The 4,711-nt window shown below is 64.4% G+C and carries 5 protein-coding genes and 1 pseudogene; 2 read left to right on the top strand and 4 right to left on the bottom strand.

Going from position 1 to position 4,711, the window contains the following annotated elements; all coding sequences use genetic code 11:
• On the bottom strand, nucleotides 1–220 hold a 220-nt coding region (gene grxC, locus QZY06_RS14510), incomplete at its 3' end, for a glutaredoxin 3 (protein ID WP_295685783.1).
• Nucleotides 221–286: 66 nt separating this feature from the next.
• Nucleotides 287–715, bottom strand: coding sequence for a rhodanese-like domain-containing protein (locus QZY06_RS14505; RefSeq protein ID WP_295685781.1), 429 nt, complete (start codon nucleotides 713–715; stop codon nucleotides 287–289).
• Nucleotides 716–811: 96 nt separating this feature from the next.
• On the opposite strand from QZY06_RS14505, the gene QZY06_RS14500 reads away from it, so the two are divergent.
• Complete coding sequence (locus tag QZY06_RS14500) at nucleotides 812–1,984, top strand: peptidoglycan DD-metalloendopeptidase family protein (protein ID WP_295685779.1); 1,173 nt, start codon at nucleotides 812–814, stop codon at nucleotides 1,982–1,984.
• A gap of 124 nt (nucleotides 1,985–2,108) precedes the next feature.
• The gene (locus QZY06_RS14495; protein WP_295685778.1) at nucleotides 2,109–3,479 is read left to right on the top strand and encodes a S41 family peptidase; all 1,371 of its coding nucleotides are present in this window, start codon (nucleotides 2,109–2,111) and stop codon (nucleotides 3,477–3,479) included.
• 72 nt (nucleotides 3,480–3,551) lie between these two features.
• On the opposite strand, the gene QZY06_RS14490 is transcribed toward QZY06_RS14495, so the two are convergent.
• Entirely contained in the window at nucleotides 3,552–4,040 is a 489-nt protein-coding gene (locus QZY06_RS14490) for a DUF4112 domain-containing protein (RefSeq protein ID WP_295685777.1), read from the bottom strand.
• A gap of 13 nt (nucleotides 4,041–4,053) precedes the next feature.
• A pseudogene (locus QZY06_RS22240) lies at nucleotides 4,054–4,711 on the bottom strand (ubiquinone biosynthesis regulatory protein kinase UbiB); the annotation flags it as partial.

The raw sequence follows: 4,711 nt of genomic DNA, 5'->3' as shown, positions 1-4,711 counted from the left end.
GGTCGAGCGCGGCGAGATCGTCGAAGCCGCCAACATGACGGTCGCCGATGAAGATCTGAGGAACGGTGCGGCGGCCGCTGCGCTGCATCATCTCGGCGCGCAGGCTGTCGTTCTGGTCAACCATGATTTCCTGGTAGCTCACGCCCTTGTTGCCGAGCAGACGCTTGGCGAGCATGCAGTACGGGCAGATGCGGGTCGAATAGACGGTGACCGGCTTCATGAGAAGAACCTCGCGCCGGTGTGCGGCGGCTATTGCGACGCTTTTTGGGAGAGAACGGGCTGGCTTCTACTTGGCGGTGACGGGAAGGCTGGCGCTCATCCAGCCGTTGAGGCCGCCGCGCAACAGGTAGACCTCGGTATGGCCGAGTTTGCGCAGGCGGGCCGCCGCTTCGCTCTGGCTGGAGCCGAGCGCGCAATAGACGATCACTGGCCGCGTCTTGTCCTTGCCGATCTCGGCGGCGCGCTCGGCGAGCTTCGCCAGCGGCAGATTCAGCGCATGCAGCAGATGACCTTTCTTGAAGTCTGCCGGCGGCCGCACATCGACGACCAGCGCATCGCGGTCGTTGATCAGGCGCACGGCGTCCTTCGGCGCCAGGCGTTTGCCACCCTGCAAGGTGCCATGCACTTCATTGGCAATCAGCGCCGCGCTGGCGACGCCAAGGGCGAGAAACAGGAGCAGGTGAGCCTGCACGAAGGTCAGCAATTGGTCGGTCAAGGGAGGCGCGCATTTGAACAAGGGGGTGTTGCTCTGGGATTATCGCACCCGATGCCACCCCCGGAAAGCCGAACCCCTTTGAAGGCAGCCTTTTGCTTGTTTCCTCTGCGCGCTGTTGCCATCGGGCTGCTGCTCGCTTTTGCCGTGTCGGCGCCGCTCGAAGCCGCCAACGACACCGCCACCAAACTCAAGGCCGGTTCAGAAGATTTGAACCGGGTGCGGGCCAAGATTGGCGCTGCCAATCAGAGTATCGACCGTGATCGCAGCGCCCAGAGCGCGCAGCGGCAGGCGGTGGAAACCGCCGAACGCAAGATCGCCGAATCGCAAGCGCAGTTGAAGAAGCTCGCCGCCGAGGTCGATGAGCAGGACACGCGTCTGCGCGCCGCGCAGGCCAGCCGGGCGGCGGCCGAGGCGCGACTGGTTCAGGCGCGCGAACGCCTGGCGCGCCAGGTGCGTTCGGCCTACGTCGCCGGCCAGAGCGGTTCGACGGCCTTGCTGCTCAGCCAGGAAGAGCCGGATCGCATCGGCCGCCTGCTGACCTACTTTGATTACCTGAACCGGGCCAGCGCCCGGAACATGGACGAGATCAACGCCGAGATTGCCGCCGTCAGCGCCGAGGAGGCCAAGGTCGAAACCGAGCGGGCCGCGCTGCAGAAACTGCAGACCACGCGCCAGCGCGCGCTGGCCGAGCTGGAAAACGATCGCAGCGAACGCAAGAAGGCGGTGGCCTCACTGGACGCCAAGATCGCCGACGCCGGCGAAAAGGTGAAAGCGCTGCAAAGCAGCGAGAAGGAAATCCAGGCGCTGCTCAGCAAGTTGCGTGAAGCGCTGAAGGCCGTGCCGGCACCGGCCAGGCCGTCCGGTTCGAAGAATCCGTTCCCGAAGATGCGCGGTGTGCTGGCCTGGCCGCTGCGCGGCAACATCCTGGCCAATTACGGCGACAGCAAGAGTGACAGCCGTCTGCTCTGGAAAGGCCTGTGGATCGCGGCCAGCGAAGGCGCGCCGGTGCGGGCGAGTGCTGCGGGGCGGGTGGCCTATGTCGGCTGGCTGTCGAGCTACGGCCTGATCGTGGTCATCGAGCACGACAAGGGTTTTTTCACCTTGTACGGCCACAATGCGACGGTGGCCACGGCCGCCGGAGAACAGGTTGCGGCCGGCGAAGTCATCGCCGCAGTCGGCAACACCGGCGGCTACGAGCGCAGCGGCCTGTACTTCGAAGTGCGACGCGGTACCGAGCCACAGGACCCGCGCGACTGGTTGGGCCCGTGATTCGATCCCTGACCGACATCCGGTATCGACTCAAGGCTGAACGAAGCAGCGCGGCCGGGGTCTGCTGAAGGTGCTGTGATACATTCAAAAAAGCGTTGTATATCCCTCCATAAGAAGTAAATTCATGTCCTCATCGACCCGCGTTTCCCTGGCCTTGCTGGCTGGTGTCGTCTTCGGTGTCAGCGCCACGCTGACCCACAGCGTATTCGCCGAAAAGCAGGTACCCGCCGAGACCTTGCCGCTGAAGGATCTGCAGACCTTCGTCGAGATTCTCAATCGCGTGAAGAGCGATTACGTCGAGCCGGTGAAGGATGAAACCCTGCTCGAGAACGCCGTGCGCGGCATGCTGTCCGGCCTCGATCCGCATTCCTCCTACCTCGACAAGGAGGAATATAAGGAACTCAATGCCTCGACCACCGGCAAGTTCGGCGGCCTCGGCATCGAGGTGCAACTGAAGGATGGACTGGTCAAGGTGGTGTCGCCGATCGACGACACACCGGCCGCGAAAGCCGGCGTCAAGGCGGGCGATCTGATCGTCAAGATCGACGACACGCCGGTGAAGGGCCTGACCCTGCAGGATGCCGTCTCGAAGATGCGCGGCGATCCGGGCACCAAGATCGTGCTGACGCTGATTCGCGAGAACGCGCCGGCGCCGCTGGTGCTGGAACTGAAGCGTGACTACATCAAGGTCGCCTCGGTGCGTGGCCGCTCGATCGAGCCAGGCTACGGCTACATCCGCATCTCGCAGTTCACCGCGACGACCGGCAAGAACCTGTCCGAAGAACTCGCCAAGCTGAAGAAGGCCGGTGAGCTGAAGGGCCTGGTGCTCGATCTGCGCAACAACCCGGGCGGCCTGCTGACCGCCGCCGTCGATGTCTCCGACGAGTTCCTGAACAAGGGCGCGATCGTCAGCATCAAGGGCCGCGATGCCGATTCGACCCGCGAGTTCGATGCCTCGGTCGGCGATGCGCTCGATGGCAAGCCGCTGGTGGTGCTGGTCAACGGCGGTTCGGCGTCGGCTGCGGAAATCGTTGCCGGTGCGCTGCAGGATCAGAAGCGCGGCGTGCTGATCGGCAGCAAGACTTTCGGCAAGGGTTCGGTGCAGACCATTCTGCCGCTGAACAATGACTCGGCGATCAAGATCACCACGGCGCGCTACTACACGCCGAGCGGCCGCTCGATCCAGGCCGAAGGCATCGTGCCGGACGTCACCATCCAGCCGTTCAAGGTGTCGAAGCTCGATCCCTCGGAATTCGGCGAAGGCGTGCACGAGGCCGATCTCAAGGGCCGCCTCGACAACCCGAACGCCAAGCCGGAAGACACCAAGACGAAGGATGGCAAGTCTGACGAGAAGACCAAGGAAGGCGACAAGGCGAAGGACAAGGACGCCAAGAAGGACGAGCCGATCAATGTCGCCGATCTGCCGGTCAACGACTACGAGCTGTATGAAGCGCTGACCTTGCTGAAGGGCCTGAGCATCACGCAGAACCGCTGAGCGGCTGCAACGAAAAACGCCGGCCAGTTCATTGACTGGCCGGCGATTTTTTATGGGTGCCGCTGATCGGAATCAGCGCAGCAGCCAGTGCCACAGACCGTAGCCGATCGCAGCGACCATCAGCGCGCCACCCACCCGCAACCACAGCGGCGCCCGGCGACGTACGCCGATCGGCGCGAGCATCGGCGCGTATTCCTTGTGCAGCAGTGCGAAGTTGCGACGGTGCGACTTGAACACCGCATCGAAGGCATCGCCGATGCCGGGAATCAGACCGCCGGCGAAATCGATCGCGACATTGCGGCCCATCCGCATCAGCACGCCGCGCGGCACGCCGATGCGGGCGGCGCGGGTGATGGTCACCACTGATACGCCCGCTGCCAGCACGTCGCCGGCAAATGGAATCAGACCGGCGATCGCATCGAGCCCGAAATGGAAACGGGTGCCGGGCACGGTCAGGCAGTCGTCGAGCCACCACGCGGCCTTGTCGCAGTAGGCGACCAGTTCGCGCACCTGCTCCGGCGATGGACCTTCGGCAAGACGCTTCGTTGTCTGGGCCTTCATCGTGCGGGCCATCTCAGCGGAACGCCCGCACCCAGCCCCAGAGGCCGACGCCAGCGAACAGCAGGCTGGCGGTGATCACCGCGGTCGACGGTGTGGCTGCGTTCAACGAGGCCAGCCCATACAGCGCCACGCCGGCGACCCAGGCAGTGCCGCCGATCGCGGCGTGCAGGCTTTTCCGGGTCGAGGCCCGCAGCTCGCTGCGCAGCGCTTCGACGCCCGAGGCATCGAGCGTGTGGCTGGGCAGCGCACCGCCCTTGGCGAGGAACTTCATCGCGTTCTGCGCCAGTTCCGGCAGCGCTTCGGCCAGCTGCGGCCCTTCCTTGCGCAGCCGCGCGAAGGTGGCGGCCGGATTGATCCGGTTCCACATCCACTGCTCCATGATCGGCTTCGCGGTCTTCCACAGATCAAGTTCGGGATAGAGCTGGCGGCCAAGGCCTTCGGTGGTCAGCAAGGTCTTCTGCAGCAGGACCAGCTGCGGCTGCACCTGATAGTTGAAGCGTCGCGCGATCTCGAACAGGCGCAGGAGGAACACGCCAAACGAAATGTCCTTGATCGGCTTGCCGAAGATCGGCTCGGAGACCGTGCGGATCGCGCTTTCGAAATCTTCGGCACGGACATCCGCCGGAATCCAGCCGGACTCCAGATGCAGCTCGGCGATGCGCCGATAGTCG

It is taken from the genome of uncultured Nevskia sp. (assembly GCF_903885465.1).
GTDB lineage: Bacteria > Pseudomonadota > Gammaproteobacteria > Nevskiales > Nevskiaceae > Nevskia.
This window is presented reverse-complemented; position numbering and strand designations above follow the sequence as displayed.